This is a genomic window from Nonomuraea sp. NEAU-A123 (genome assembly GCF_018603905.1).
Lineage (GTDB): Bacteria > Actinomycetota > Actinomycetes > Streptosporangiales > Streptosporangiaceae > Nonomuraea.
In genome coordinates this window covers 496,336-510,356 of record NZ_JAHFZZ010000006.1, presented here as the reverse complement: position 1 = coordinate 510,356, position 14,021 = coordinate 496,336, and the positions used below count along the sequence as shown (strand labels likewise).

Here is a 14,021-nt window from a genome sequence, read left to right as displayed (position 1 = left end):
CCGATCAGGAATCGAGAAGCGTCCGCCTTCGAGCCGCACCTAGCCTGACCGCCATGGACATCACCATTCACTGGACCTTCCTCCCGCACGACAATCCGGACGCTTCTCTGGCCTTCTACCGCGACGTCCTCGGCTTCGAGGTCCGCGCTGACGTCCGGCACGACGGGCGGCGCTGGATCACGGTCGGCCCCGCCGACCAGCCCGGCACGTCCATCGTCCTGGAGCCGCCGGCCACCGGCCTCGGCATCACCGATGACGAGCGCCGCACCATCGTCGAGATGATGGCCAAGGGCACCTACGCCCGCATCACCCTGGCCACCGCCGACCTCGACGGCACCTTCGCGCGCCTCCAGGCCGGCGGCGCCGACATCGTCCAGGACCCGACCGAGCAGCCGTACGGCGTTCGCGACTGCGCCTTCCGCGACCCCGCGGGCAACCTGATCCGCATCAACGAGCTGCACTGATCCGTCGTACGGCGGTCGCGACCTGAGTCCTTGACGGCCGGAGGTTTGTCAGCCGGTCATAGGGTATCGGGTGAATTTTATGAGCGACCTGGATAGCGGCACCATCACCACCAAGGTGCCCGCGAGACTGGACCGGCTGCCGTGGTCACGCTGGCACTGGATGATCGTCATCGGTCTCGGCACCGTCTGGATCCTGGACGGGCTCGAAGTGACCATCGTGGGCAACCTCTCGGCCCAGCTCGCCAAACCCGGTAGTGGCATCGACATCACGCAGGCGCAGGTCGCCGGCCTCGCCGCCGCGCTGTACGTCGCGGGCGCCTGTACGGGGGCACTGTTCTTCGGCTGGCTGACCGACCGGTTCGGCCGGAAGAAGCTGTTCCTGATCACGCTGGTCGTCTACCTGGTGGCGACGCTGATGACCGCGTTCTCCTTCGACGCGTGGTGGTTCTTCCTGTTCAGGTTCATGACGGGATTCGGCATCGGCGGGGAGTACGCGGCGATCAACTCGGCCATCGACGAGCTGATCCCGAGCGCCCACCGGGGGCGGATCGACATCATCATCAACGGCAGCTACTGGCTCGGGGCGGCGGGCGGCGCGCTGCTGACCGTGCCGCTGCTGAACGACCTGCCGGTCAACATCGGCTGGCGCGTCGCCTTCGGGATGGGCGTGGTGCTCGGCCTGGCCATCCTGCTCGTACGGCGACACGTGCCCGAGAGCCCGCGCTGGCTGTTCATCCACGGCCGTGGCCAGGAGGCCGAGAACATCGTCGACGACATCGAGCGCCAGATCGGCGGCGACCTGCCGGAGCCGGCGCGGTCGATGACGATCCATCAGCGCAAGTCGATTGGATTCGTCCGGATCGCGCACACCATGGTGGCGCTCTATCCCAAGCGGACGGTGCTCGGCCTGTCGCTCTTCATCGGCCAGGCGTTCCTGTACAACGCGATCACCTTCGGGTACGCGCAGATCCTGTCCACGTTCTTCAAGATCGACACGCATACCGGCTACTACTTCGCGGTCATCGCGGTCGGCAACTTCCTGGGCCCGCTGCTGCTCGGGCCGCTCTTCGACACGGTCGGGCGGGTGCCGATGATCTCGGCCACGTACATCGGGTCGGGGCTGTTGCTGCTGGGCACGGCCTGGCTGTTCAACCAGGGAGTGCTCACGGCGGTGACACTGACGGCCTGCTGGTCGGTGGTGCTGTTCGTGGCCTCGGCGGGGGCCAGTTCGGCCTATCTGACGGTCAGCGAGATCTTCCCGATGGAGACCAGGGCGATGGCCATCGCGTTCTTCTTCGCCATCGGCACGGCGGCGGGTGGCATCGCGGGCCCGCTCGTCTTCTCCCATCTGGTCGAGACCGGTGCCCCTGGTGACACGGCGCTGGCCTTCTCGATCGGCGCCATCATCATGATCTTGGGGGGTCTGGTGGAGCTCTTCCTCGGGGTCAAGGCCGAGCGCAAGGGCTTGGAGGAGATCGCCGCTCCGCTGACGGCGGCCAAGGTGGACAAGGCGGCATGACGCTACAGCGGCGCGTGCCGGAGGCTCTCGCGGGTGCGGGACAGCAGGCCGAGTAGGCGCTGTTCGCTCGCGGGGCCTCCGGGGAGCAGGCGGTTGCAGTGCATGTGCACGAAACTGGACATCAGCTGCTTTCTGGGCACCCAGAGCGCACCGCGCGCGTCCAGGTCGTCGAGCCGACGAGTGACCGCCCGGATGCCGGCCGCGCGGTCGCGGAGAAGCTGTTCGAGCTCTGGTCCGGCAGGCTGAGCGGGCAACCAGGCGGGATCGCCCAGCACTGAGCGGAGCTCGGCCTGCCGTCTCCGGTATTCCGTGCCGGTGGCGGGACTGGCGGGGGCTCGGTCGCGGTACCAGGTCGCGCGCCCGGCCTCGTCCAGGCCCATGGCGGCGAGCAGGTCGTCGACCGTACGGGCGGCGGTGAGCGTGCGGTCGAGCCCGGGACCGCGGTGGGCGAGGTCCAGCAGGTCCGCCACGGCCCGGCTGTCCACCGCGAACAGCGTTTCGGCCACGGCGAGCCCGTCCGGCCCGCCGTACCGTTCGATCTCCCGGTCGTAGGTGTCGACGCAGAAGCGGCTGCAGCGTCCGGCGTCGATGAGCGAGGTCGCCCAGCGGAACAGCAGCGGCGTCAGGACGGTGGCCAGCGCGTCGGGATCGCCGCGCAACCGCAGGCGCAGGTGCGGCTCCGGATCGGCGTAGCGCAGGAAGAACCAGTCGTCGGCGAGGCCGTCGGCGCGTACGGTGGCGCCGAACTCCCGCACGCGGCCGGCGATCAGCTCGTCCGCCGATTCCAGCGCGTGGTACAGCTTGACGTAGAGCCAGTCACTGCCGGGCGGACGGAGGCGATCGGTGGCCTGGACCGACCGGGTGACCGGCGCGGCCCGGCGTACGGTGCTGGGCGGCGGCGGTTCCTCATGGTCGAGCACCACGGGGACCAGTAGCTCACTGATGTAGTGGCCGTCGGCTCCGGGAAGCCAGGCGTCCTCGGGCCCGGGCAGCGCCTCCTGGAGGATCAGCGTCCCGTCCCTGGGCAGGCGGTCCAGCTCGTGGTGCACCTCGTCGAGCTGCGCGGGATCGGCGAGGTCGAGCAGGAGCCGGTTATCGCCGAAGGCCAGGTAGACGTATCTCGGCAGCCGCCACCGCTCCCGCCAGGCGGCGAACGAGCCCGGCCGCATGCCCGGCACCCGCCAGGTCGCCGGGGTCAATATCACCCTCCCCACCCGGACCCTGGGCAGGAAGGGGAACTGTGCCGCCGGGCCCCAGCCGAACCCGCCGAGCCGCGGCTGACCGGCGCAGGCGACCTCGTCGAGGAAGCGGACGACCGCGGGCGCCTGCCGGCCGTTGAGCATGTGTCCCGCGCAGCCCATCACGTCCAGATCGAGCGCCGGCCACCGCACCACGAAGCGGCCGTCGCGGACGCCGACGAACAGCTCGTCCACCGGTACGGCCCGGCCGGGCGCCGCGGGAACGGCATCGAGCACGATCGCGTGGTCGCGGACGAGCGGCCGGATCGTGACGTTGCCGCTGCGCGCCCTGCGCGGCTGGTAGTCGACCTCGGCCCAGAGCCGGCCGGGGCGGGCGGCGGCCTCGGCCCGCGCGGCGCGGGCCAGGGCGGCCACGGCGTCGTGGCCGATCAGGTGGGCGAAGCGGCCCAAGGTACGCCCGGCGGCGCCGCCGCCCTGGTTGGGGCCGATGACCAGCGAGAAGTCACCGTCGTCGACGGCGCTCGGGGAGGCCGCCAGCACGAATACCGAAATGTCGAGCGAAGTCGGCGCGGCCGAGGGCGACGGTTCCCAGGTCTCCAGGGCGGTGAGGGCCGCCTCGTCCAGGTCGACGACGCGCCGGCCGTCCCTGATCGCCTCCAGGGCCAGGTCCAGCAGTATCTGGTGCCGGTTCGTGGCGGCCGTTCGTGAGCCGTAGGAGTGCACTGGCGGGCCGAGACCGATCTCGGGGTCGAGCAGTTCCAGAAGGGGAACCTCGGTCCCCGGGCCGTAGCGCGCCTCGAACGCGCGCCGGTAGGAGTCCAGGACCGCCGAACCTCGCGGCATCGGGGACAACCGCAGCATCAGCTCGGCGGCCCTGGCCACCTCGACGGCGACCCTTCGATGAACCGTCCGGCCGCCCAGCGGGAGCGCCATGTCGCTCTGCAGCCGGGCCCGGCCGGGTGCGGCGGGGTGCACGGACTCGGCCTGTTCGACGAGGTCGGCGAAGCGGTCGGCGCCCGCCTCGGGAGGCAGTCGATCCCACCTGCTCATCGCCTCCAGCAAGTGGTCGAGCGACTTGGCCTCCGTGTGGGTCGCGGGGAGCTCCGCGAGCCGCCGGGCCACCTGCCGGGCCGGGTCGCCGCCGGTCAGCGGCGGCCGGAGGTCGGTCAGCAGCACACCGTGCGCCCACAACTGGTCAAGCAGCCGGGCGACCTTGTCCGCGGTCGCCGCCGAGCCGCCGGTGAGCTCGTCGAACAGCCGGTGGTAGGGAATCGGTTCGCGGGCGACCTCCAGCGCGCGCAGGACCGGCGCGGTGGCGCGCAGCGAGACCGCGCCGGTAGCTCCATCACCGGCCGTCGCGCGCTCGCCGAGCCGGACGCGGCCGGCTCGGATGAAGGCCGCCGGGTTGGCGAACCAGCGCAGCCCCGTACGCACCTCCGCGCGGCGTTCCAGCTCGGTGACCATGGACAGCAGCCATTCCATGTCCGGACGGGTGTGAATCCGGGGCTGGTCGGCCGTCAGGGTGAGACCGGTCCGTTCGCCCCAGGCGCCGAGGCCGACCCCGGCGAACAGGCCGTACGGGGTCGGCCGGGTCGACATCCTGGTCAGGTATCGCCGGAGCTTGCGGGCCGATTTACGCCTTGCCCGGTCGTCCTTGAACGACCGGGCAAGGGCACGCGGGAGGTCACCGCCGCCGACCAGCAGCGCACGGCGGACCCGCGCGTCCGCGGGCAACGCGGTCCCGCGGACGCACTCAGGGGGCCCTTCGCCCAGGGCCAGGTAATCCTCGACAGGCAGCAGCGGGGTGCGTACCACGAACCAGTCCAGCGGACGGTAGAGGCTCATGACAGCAGGAACAGCCGGTCCCACGCCGGTGGGACGTCGGTGGCGGCGGCGAACAGGGCGAGCACGACCCCCGGAGCGCCGTCGAGCAGCCCCGGCTGGTCCACGCGGTTGCCGCCGGGCTCCAGGTCGCTGAAGCCGAGTGGAAGATCCGGCTGGTAGAGCCGGAGAATCTGCTCGGTGAGATCGGCGGCGGCCTGGACGAACATCGGGTCCCCGGTGTCGTTGGCGAAGCGCGAGGTGATCTGCAGCAGCCCGGCGACGCCGTGGCAGAAGGTCGGCGAGTCGATGAACCGCCGGTTGCGGGGACGGCGGTAGGTGGCGGTCATCGCCTCGACCGCCAGCGCGCACAACTGGGGCGCCTCCAGCGCCGAACCGGCCAGCCACAACGCCCGCGCCACCCCTGGACTGCCGTAACACCAGGCACTGCGGCCGGGTCTCGGCTGCGCCGCGGGCGAGTCCGGGGAGGGAAGGGCGACGGCGGAGGGCCAGTTGGCGCCCCACTCATCGTCCGCGCGGTGCTCGACCAGCCAGTCAGCCACCCGCTGAACCGCTTCCCGCTGCCCTGGAACGGTGATCCCGGCCCGCATCGCCAGCGACATCAGGGCCAGCGGACCAGGGATGCCATGCGCCAGGCCACAGTTGAGATTGCCGTGCGGGAACTGGCGGGCCATGGGCTCGTCGGCGCCCATGGCACCGATGGGCGTATGCCAGTTGGGCAGACCTCCACGGTCCCCGCACAACGCCACCAACCCGGCGAGCACCGCCTCCAACGCCCGCGCCGCACCCGCGTCCTGCCGGCGGCACAGTAGATAGGCGCCGATCCCGGCCAGTCCCGCGATCACGTCGAACGCCCCGACCGAAACACCGGCCCCGGCCTGCTCCAGCCAGCGAGCCCGCTGGGCCGCCTGCGGAGCCAGCCATCGGTCGAGCTCTCCGAGCAGGCGTCGGTAGCGGCTGCCGTCACGCGACAGCGAGTGCGCGGCGAACGCGACACCGGCGATGCCGCCGAAAAGGCTCGGCCGTACATGCGTCATGTCCTGTGCGTCGCGCGCCGCCAGGCTCAGGCAGTCGTGCGCGCACACGTCCCAGCCGTCGCCCGGCAGGCATGCGTCCAGGTAGCCGAACAGCAGCGCCAGGCCCGCGTCTCCCTGCGCGACATCGGACGGACGCCACCGCCGGTAAGCGGCGAAATCGCTCTGTCGGCTCGCGTTCTCCGCGTAGACCCGAACTTGCCGAGGGTCACGCATGCGACCCGCCACCTCTTGCGCGACGGAGACGGCTCTCGCGCCCATCGCGCTCGGCAACACCGCGGCCCAGACGCTCTTAGTCGTGGCAGACATGACGCGATCCGCAGTCGATGCAGGTGTCGCAGGTGTGGCAGGCGGTATCTCCGCAGGTCGGCCCCCGCACGGTGTGGCAGGCCGGGCAGGTGTCCTGGGTCGGGCAACCATGGCACGTGGCGCAGTTCGTGTGGCAGGTCTCACAGGTGTTCTCGCCGCAGGTGTGGCAGGTGTTCTGGTCGCAATTGGTCTGATGCGTGCACAGTGCGGGGCAGGTGTTGCAGGTGACGCAGGTCTGGCAGCCCGTGATGCACGTGCTCGTCACGTCGGTGTCCAGCGCGTTCGGACCGGGAACCCCGGGGGTGCCGAGCCGGATGTCCAGATCGAAGTCATCATCCGACGGGCACATGACCTGACCACCTTCCTCACAGTGACGATGCGACTCCATAGTGTCACGGCCTGGCAAGGTCAGGACCAGAAATCGGCAACGAGCGCCCGCGCCGCCGTTGCCGTGAGCAGGGCGGAAGACCGCCGTCTCACAGACGGCGTGGAGCGCGGAGTCCGAGGGTGCGCCGGCCGGCCCCGGTGAGGTGCTTGCGCAGCGTGTCGTCATCGAGGCGGACCAGTGCCGGGCCGGCCGCGGCGGCGATGCCCGCCATCACCATGGCGGCGTTGACGCGCCCGGCCGGGCCGGGGGTGACGTCGGCGAGCAGGTTCAGCTGGCGGTTGATCAGGTCGCTGGTCTCGGGCTGGGCGCGCAGCATCTCGATCGCGCCGGCGTCGTTGGCGAAGACGGCGACCACGGCTCGATGCTCCACCGACAGGTCGACATATCCGGTGAGCAGGTGCTCCGCTCGCGCGTGGGGAGTGCGTTTCGTTTCGGCGGTTTCGATGATGGCCCGCAGCCGGCGCAGCACCGGCTCCACCACCGCGGTGAGCAGCTCCTCCCGGGTGCGGAAGTGGTGGTAGACGGCCGCCTTGGTGATCCCCATCTCGTCGGCGATCATCTGGAGCGACGTGCCCGCGAAGCTGCGCTGGGTGAACAGGCGGACCGCGACGTCGATGAGCCGCTCCCGCGTATGGGGCTCACCGGACGCCTTCTGGGCGGCTTTGACGGCCACGGCTGCTCCTCACCGCAGCGTCCCCGCCGCGTTCGACCTCCCGAATTCCTCGATCGTAGCTTGCCGATCGGCAAGCAGCCAACTTGCCGATCGGCAAGTGACTTACCTCACAATGCCTGGCTTATTTGCTTGCCGATCGGCTAGGAATGGGCTAGCCGATCGGCTAGGCGGTTACCTGCCGTTCCGGCCCGAGATCGAAGTGAGGGAGACCCATGACCGACGCATTGACCAGCACCGGCGGATCCGTTCCCGGCTATCCGATGACCCGGGACGCCGGGTGCCCGTTCCACCCGCCGGCCACCGTACGGCGGCTGACCGCCGAAGCGCCCGTCTCGAAGGTGCGGATCTGGGACGGCAGCCTGCCCTGGCTCATCACCCGCCACGCTGACCAGCGGACACTGCTCACCGATCCGCGGATCAGCATCGACGAGAACCTGCCCGGGTTTCCCCACATGACCCGGGGCCGGGCAGAGGTCGCGAAGGTCACCCCGCCACTGATCACCAACACCGACGCGCCCGAGCACACCCGGCTCCGCCGGATGGTCAACGTCCCGTTCACCGTCAAGAAGGTCGAGGCTCTGCGGCCCGCCATTCAGCAGATCACCGACGAGCTGATCGACGCCATGCTGGCCGGGCCGAAGCCGGCCGATCTCGTCACCGCGCTGGGTCTACCGGTGCCGACGCTGGTGATCAGCGAGCTCATGGGCGTGCCGTACGAGGACAACGAGTTCTTCCACCACAACAGCTCTGTCGCGTTGAGCCACGGCTCGTCGGCGCGGCAGGCGCAGGAGGCGAGCACCGCGCTGGTCGGATACCTCGATGGCCTGATCGAGCGGAAGATGAGCGCCCCCGCCGACGACATGCTGTCGGAGCTGGCCGCCCGGATCAAGGCCGGCGAGATGACCCGCGCCGAGGCCGCCACCATGGGGGTGGCCGTGCTGATCGCCGGGCACGAGACCAGCGCGAGCATGATCCCGCTCGGCACGCTCGCCCTGCTGCGGCACCCCGATCAGCTCGCGGTGCTGCGTGACACCGATGATCCGAAGGTCGTCGCCGCCGCGGTCGAGGAGCTCCTGCGCTACCTGACGATCGTGCACACCGGGGTCCGCCGGATCGCCCGGGAGGACATCGAGATCGGTGGGCAGGTCATCCGCGCCGGGGACGGGATCATCTTCGACCTGTCCGCCGCGAACTGGGACGCCGAGATGTTCCCCGAGCCCGAACGGCTCGATCTGGGCCGGTCCGCCCGGCTGCACCAGGCGTTCGGGTACGGCCCCCACCAGTGCCTCGGCCAGTCGCTGGCCCGTGTAGAGCTCCAGGTCGTGTACAGCACGCTCTACCGCCGCGTTCCGACACTCCGCCTGGCCACCTCGGTCGACGAGATCGAGTTCGCGTTCGAAGGAATCGCCTACAGCCTCCGCTCCCTGCCCGTCACCTGGTGACCGGCTCCCAGCAACAGAAGGAAGAAGTCCCATGCGTGTAGAACTTGACGAACCCAAGTGCGTGGCGTCGGGCCAGTGCGTCCTGGCCGCTCCCGAGGTGTTCGACCAGCGAGCGGACGACGGTGTCGCGATCCTGCTGGACGAGACGCCCGCCGCCGAACTCCACGACGGAGTGCGGGAGGCCGCGGCGATCTGCCCAGCGGCGGCCATCCGGCTGGTGGCGACATGAAGAGGATCGTGGTGGTAGGCGCCTCGGCCGCCGGACTCGCGGCGGCCGAGACACTGCGCCGGGAGGGCTTCACGGGGCCACTCACCCTCATCGGCGACGAACCACACCTTCCGTACGACCGGCCGCCGCTGTCCAAGCAACTCCTGGCCGCGCGGTGGGAGCCCGACCGGCTGACCCTGCGCTCGCCGGAGGACCTGGGCGCCCTTGATCTCGACCTTCGCCTGGGCGTCAGCGCGACGGGTCTCGATCGTGACGCTCGTACGGTGCGGCTGTCGGACGGCGGGCACGTGCGCTATGACGGGCTGATCGTGGCCACCGGAGTGCGTCCGCGTCGCCTGCCCGGCCACGGCGCGCATGTGCTGCGCACCCTGGACGACGCCTTGGCGCTGCGCGGCCGGCTGGGCCGCGGGCGGCGGCTGGTCGTGGTCGGCGCCGGTTTCCTCGGCGCCGAGGCCGCGGCCGTGGCCCGGGGCCTCGGCTGCGAGGTCGTCCTGCTCGAACCCGCGCCGGTGCCGCTGGCCCACGCGGTCGGCGCGGCGGTGGGGCGGGTGCTGTCGCGGGCCCACCTTGAGCACGGCGTCGATCTGCGCACCGGGATCACCGTGACCGAGGCGACCGGGAGCGGGGTGCGCCTCGCGGGCGGCGACCTGGTCGAGGCAGACGAGGTCCTGGTCGCCGTCGGCTCGGTGCCGAACACCGAGTGGCTGGCGGGCAGCGGCCTGACGGTGGACGACGGTCTGGTGTGCGACGAGTACAGTGCCGCCGCGCCGGATGTGTACGGCGCCGGAGACGTCGCCCGCTGGCACAACCCGCTGTTCGGGGTGCGGATGCGCATCGAGCACCGCACCAACGCCGCCGAGCAGGGGATGGCCGCCGCTCGCAACCTCCTGCGCCCTGGGGCGCGCAGGGCGTTCGCTCCAGTGCCCTACTTCTGGTCCGATCAGTACGACATGAAGATCCAGGCCCACGGCTACCTGCGCGGCCACGACGCCATCGCGGTGGTGGAGGGGGATCTGGACGAGCGCCGGTTCGTGGCCGCCTACCGTACCGGCGACCGGCTGGCCGGAGCGCTTTCGGTTGGCATGCCACCCAAAGCCCTTCGCCCCTGGCGGCAGGCCATCGCGGCCGGCGCCAAGTGGCACGAGGTCGTCGGCGAAACGACGTTGGCGGCATGAGCCCGCCCGCCCACAGGAAGAGAGTCACCACCATGAGATCTGTACAGACCAGCACATCGGGCACGGTCGAGGTCGTGGACCTCGAACGCCCCGTTCCCGGACCAAATGACGTGCTGCTCCGGGTACGTGCCTGCGGCATCTGCGGCACCGACACGACCTTCATCCACATGGGAGGCATGCCCCAGGGCCCGGAAGGACGGACGAGGCCGGTGGCGCTGGGGCACGAGCCCACCGGCGAGATCGTCGAGGTCGGGTCCGCGGTCACCGGCCTGACGGTCGGCGATCGCGTGGTGGTCAACCCGCAGGCCGCGCCCTCCGGCATCATCGGCTGCGGCGGTGCGCTGGGCGGCATGCGGGACTACCTGATCATCGAGGACGCGGCCGTCGGCAAGAGCGTGGCGGTCATCCCCGACTCCCTCCCCTTCGACGTCGCCGCGCTCAACGAGCCCATGGCGGTCGCCCGGCACTGTGTCAATCGCTCCGAAGCCCGGCCGGAGGACAAGGTCGTGGTGTTCGGAGCCGGGCCGATCGGGCTCGGCGCCGCGATCTGGCTGAAACTCCGCGGTGTCCGGCACGTGGTCGTGGTCGACGTCATCGCCGAACGCCTGAAGACCGCGCTGGCGGTCGGGGCCGACGCCGTCATCGACTCCTCTCATCAGGATGTGACGGCCCGCCTGCTGGAACTCCATGGCGAAGGCGCCAACGCGCTCGGGGCGACCCGCCCGGACACCGACATCTACATCGACGCGGCCGGTGCCGCCGCCGTCATCAACACCGCGACGGCGTCGGCGAAGTGGGGTGCGAAGCTCGTCATGGTCGCCGTGCAGAAGAAGTCGGCCGCCATCGACCTCGGCGCGATGCTCAGGAGCGAGATGACGCTCATCGCGTCCCAGGGCTACCCCACGGAGATCTTCGAGGTCACGGCGGAGATCGCCGAGCACCAGGAGCGCTTCGCCCGGCTGATCAGTCACCGCGTGCCGTTCGCCGAGGCCGAGCGGGCCTTCCAGCTCGCCCTGACGCCGGGCGCGGCGGAAAAGGTGGTCGTGACCTTCGACGATCATCAGTAGTGCTAACCGAGCAGGCTGTCGACGACATCGCGGAGCGGGCCGATCAGATCGTCGGAGGTCGCGTCACCCAAGGGCTGCAGGCCGACGGTGGATCGTACGACGGCGATGCCGACGCCCAGCGCGACCAGGAGTTCCGCCCTCAGCAGGCGTTCGTCGTCGTCCCGTCCCGCGCCCGAGGCTTCGAGCACTCGCCGGCTGAAGTCCTGCAGGGCCTGCCTGCGCAGGCTGTCCACCCGCTCGTCGCCGGAGACGCGCAGCAACAGCAGCACCGGGTGCTCACCGAACTCCGGCCAGGCGCCGGCCGACAACTGGTGGCTGAGGGCCTCGGCGAGGGCGGCGCGGTCTTGCGGGAACTCGCCCCCCAGGAATCGGGGCGTACCGGCCAGCGCCGCCTTGAACAGGCCCTCCTTCGAGTCGAAGTACCGCTTGATCAGGGCGAGGTTGACCCCCGCGTCCGCGGCGACGTCCCGCAGCGTCGTGCGGTCGTACCCCAGACGCATGAACCGGTCGCGCGCGGCCTGGAGGAGCGCCTCACGGGTCGCGGCCGCGTCCCGCCGCCGGCGACCCCCGGCGGGCTGTCCGGCGGCGGCGTCGTCCGGAGACCCGTCGGTCTTTCTCGTCGCCACCGGCGACCTCCTTCGCAACGTCATCAATTCCGACACGTCACCGCAGCATAGCTCTGCGACGTCGCCAAGTAATCACTCGTTGACATGGTTCCGGCACCTGGCTACGCTGCCAAGTAATCAGCTGATGACTTGCCTCCGCGGCATGGAAGGACAACAGTGGCCAAGCAGGCTCTCCTCGTCATGGATGTCCAACGCGTCGTCGTCGACCGTTACCCCGACCCCGCCTACCTGCCGCGTCTACGCGAGGCGATCGGCGCCGCCCGCGCGGGCGGCGTTCCGGTGATCTATGTGGTCGTCGGGTTCCGTCCCGGGTACCCGGAGATCAGCGTCCGCAACAAGATGTTCGGTCGGCTCGCGGGCACCACGCCACTGGTCGGCGGCGACCAGGCCAGCCAGATCCATCCGGACGTGGCACCCGAACCCGGCGACGTCCTGGTCACCAAGCGACGCGTCAGCGCCTTCGCCGGCAGTGACCTCGACATGGTGCTGCGGGCCGGCGACGTCGATCACCTCGTCCTCACCGGCATCGCCACGAGCGGCGTCGTGCTGTCCACCGTGCGCCAAGCGGCCGACCTGGACTTCGGCCTCACCGTCCTGGCCGACGGATGCCTCGACGCCGACCCGGAGGTGCATCGCGTACTGACAGAGAAGGTGTTTCCCCACCAGGCGGATGTCACCACCGTGGCCGGCTGGGCAGCGACGCGCTGACGAAGGCGTTAGATGCGGTGCGTGGTCCAGAACGACGACAGGTCGACCGTCGTGGCGGCCTGGGCGGCGGCCTTGAAGTCGGCCACCGTGGAGATGCCGTACCAGTGGGAGGCGGCGTAGTCGTGCAGGAGCGTCTGCATGGCCGACGTGCCGATCAGGCGGCGCAGGTCGTGCAGGGCGCACTTGCCGTAGGTGTAGACGACGGTGCCGTACCTGCTGGAGTGGGCGTCCCAGTAGGCCATCGAGTTGCTGATCCTCTCGGCCGATGACGCCCAGACGACGCTGTTCCAGCAGTTGGTGCCGGTGATGCCCCGGTACAGGTCGGTGGCGTAGTCGGCGAAGGACTCGTCCAGCCACGGGGTGTTGTACTCGTCGTCGCCGACGATGCCGTACCACCACTGGTGGGCCAGCTCGTGGGCGAGCGCGGTGGAGCTGACCAGGTCGAGTACGAACCCCGGATACTCCATGCCGCCGAACCAGAAGTTGTTGTCCAGGACGATGTCGACCTCGCCATAGGGGTAGGCGCCGAAGCGGCCGGCGTGGGCGACCAGCGAGCCCGTGGCGGTCGTCATCATCGAGGCGGCGCTGGCGGCGCTGATGCCGCTGACGCGGTAGACATTCACGGTGACGCCCGTGCTGGTCGTGCCGGTGGTCTTGGTGAACGCGCCGGCCCCCCAGGCGAACTCACGGACGTGCGTGGCGGTCGCGGTCGTGATCGTCCGGCCGGCGCTGCCGGGCGTGTCCACGGAGGTGCCGGTCGCGGGCACGAGCAGCGAGCTGGGGTGGTCCAGGGTGACGCGGTAGTCGCTGGCGAGCTGGTAGAAGGACTCGCCGTTGTTGGTGTAGGGGTCCAGGTGCCAGCCGGCGCCGTCTCGTACGGCCAGCACGGGCAGGGCGTTGCCGATGAAGTTGTACGCGCCGTCGTGACCGAACCGGTCGGCGCCGCTGGGTACGACGATGCTCAGGTCGAAGCCGACCGAGCCGTTCTGCCCCTGGGCGAGCGGCGCCGGGAGCGTGATCTTCAGCGCCGTGCAGGCGACGCTCAGCGCGCTCGCCGTGCCGCCGCTGACGTTCGTGACCGTGATCGGGGTGGACGGGCAGCTTCCGTGGTAGTTGTCCCACAGGCGCAGGTAGACCTCGTTGAGGGGGTCCGCGGATAAGTTCGTGAAACTGACGCTCTCGTGGCCGGTCCACGTGGTGCCCGAGGCGTTGCTGGTCAGAGTCACGGTGTAGGTGGGCGACCCTGGTGTACGGGTGGCGTCGGCCGCCCGGGCGGCGGTGGGGAGTCCGATGAGTAACGCGGCGATCGCGCAGAACGTCAGCGTTTTTCGGATCATGGGTTGGCT

The 14,021-nt window shown here is 70.4% G+C and carries 13 protein-coding genes; 8 read left to right on the top strand and 5 right to left on the bottom strand.

Going from position 1 to position 14,021, the window contains the following annotated elements:
* Positions 1–53 precede the first annotated feature (53 nt).
* Both KLK06_RS21460 and KLK06_RS21455 read left to right on the top strand, forming a co-directional pair.
* Positions 54–464: a VOC family protein gene (locus KLK06_RS21460; RefSeq protein WP_214637302.1), complete on the top strand. Its 411-nt coding sequence runs from the start codon at positions 54–56 to the stop codon at positions 462–464.
* A 79-nt stretch (positions 465–543) separates the two neighbouring features.
* A complete protein-coding gene (locus tag KLK06_RS21455) occupies positions 544–1,983 on the top strand; it encodes an MFS transporter (protein ID WP_214637301.1) in 1,440 nt (479 codons plus the stop codon).
* 2 nt (positions 1,984–1,985) lie between these two features.
* Here KLK06_RS21455 and KLK06_RS21450 read toward each other — a convergent pair whose 3' ends face one another.
* Entirely contained in the window at positions 1,986–5,027 is a 3,042-nt protein-coding gene (locus KLK06_RS21450; protein WP_214637300.1) for a lantibiotic dehydratase, read from the bottom strand.
* On the bottom strand, positions 5,024–6,367 hold the full coding sequence (locus KLK06_RS21445; protein ID WP_214637299.1) for a lanthionine synthetase C family protein: 1,344 nt from the start codon (positions 6,365–6,367) through the stop codon (positions 5,024–5,026). The genes KLK06_RS21450 and KLK06_RS21445 overlap by 4 nt, the downstream gene beginning before the upstream one ends.
* Before the next feature lie 32 nt (positions 6,368–6,399).
* On the opposite strand from KLK06_RS21445, the gene KLK06_RS21440 reads away from it, so the two are divergent.
* Positions 6,400–6,561 carry a hypothetical protein gene (locus KLK06_RS21440; protein WP_214637298.1) on the top strand — a complete coding sequence of 54 codons (162 nt, stop codon included), beginning with the start codon at positions 6,400–6,402 and terminating at the stop codon, positions 6,559–6,561.
* A 282-nt stretch (positions 6,562–6,843) separates the two neighbouring features.
* Here the strand turns inward: KLK06_RS21440 and KLK06_RS21435 are convergent, their stop codons facing one another.
* Positions 6,844–7,428: a TetR/AcrR family transcriptional regulator gene (locus tag KLK06_RS21435; RefSeq protein WP_214637297.1), complete on the bottom strand. Its 585-nt coding sequence runs from the start codon at positions 7,426–7,428 to the stop codon at positions 6,844–6,846.
* 212 nt (positions 7,429–7,640) lie between these two features.
* On the opposite strand from KLK06_RS21435, the gene KLK06_RS21430 reads away from it, so the two are divergent.
* From KLK06_RS21430 to KLK06_RS21415, 4 genes are read left to right on the top strand one after another with little or no spacing between them, the layout of a single operon-like run.
* Complete coding sequence (locus tag KLK06_RS21430) at positions 7,641–8,870, top strand: cytochrome P450 (RefSeq protein ID WP_214637296.1); 1,230 nt, start codon at positions 7,641–7,643, stop codon at positions 8,868–8,870.
* A gap of 31 nt (positions 8,871–8,901) precedes the next feature.
* Positions 8,902–9,099 carry a ferredoxin gene (locus KLK06_RS21425; RefSeq protein WP_214637295.1) on the top strand — a complete coding sequence of 66 codons (198 nt, stop codon included), beginning with the start codon at positions 8,902–8,904 and terminating at the stop codon, positions 9,097–9,099.
* Positions 9,096–10,274 (top strand): NAD(P)/FAD-dependent oxidoreductase, encoded by a 1,179-nt coding sequence (locus KLK06_RS21420; protein WP_214637294.1) that lies wholly within the window; start codon positions 9,096–9,098, stop codon positions 10,272–10,274. Before KLK06_RS21425 ends, KLK06_RS21420 begins: the two co-directional genes overlap by 4 nt.
* A 32-nt stretch (positions 10,275–10,306) precedes the next feature.
* The gene (locus KLK06_RS21415) at positions 10,307–11,341 is read left to right on the top strand and encodes a zinc-binding dehydrogenase (protein ID WP_214637293.1); all 1,035 of its coding nucleotides are present in this window, start codon (positions 10,307–10,309) and stop codon (positions 11,339–11,341) included.
* Positions 11,342–11,343: 2 nt separating this feature from the next.
* Here the strand turns inward: KLK06_RS21415 and KLK06_RS21410 are convergent, their stop codons facing one another.
* On the bottom strand, positions 11,344–11,967 hold the full coding sequence (locus KLK06_RS21410) for a TetR/AcrR family transcriptional regulator (RefSeq protein WP_214637292.1): 624 nt from the start codon (positions 11,965–11,967) through the stop codon (positions 11,344–11,346).
* 180 nt (positions 11,968–12,147) lie between these two features.
* Between KLK06_RS21410 and KLK06_RS21405 the strand changes: the two genes are divergently transcribed.
* The gene (locus tag KLK06_RS21405; protein WP_214637291.1) at positions 12,148–12,675 is read left to right on the top strand and encodes a cysteine hydrolase family protein; all 528 of its coding nucleotides are present in this window, start codon (positions 12,148–12,150) and stop codon (positions 12,673–12,675) included.
* Positions 12,676–12,683: 8 nt separating this feature from the next.
* Here the strand turns inward: KLK06_RS21405 and KLK06_RS21400 are convergent, their stop codons facing one another.
* The gene (locus KLK06_RS21400; RefSeq protein WP_214637290.1) at positions 12,684–14,012 is read right to left on the bottom strand and encodes a M1 family metallopeptidase; all 1,329 of its coding nucleotides are present in this window, start codon (positions 14,010–14,012) and stop codon (positions 12,684–12,686) included.
* Positions 14,013–14,021: the final 9 nt, after the last annotated feature.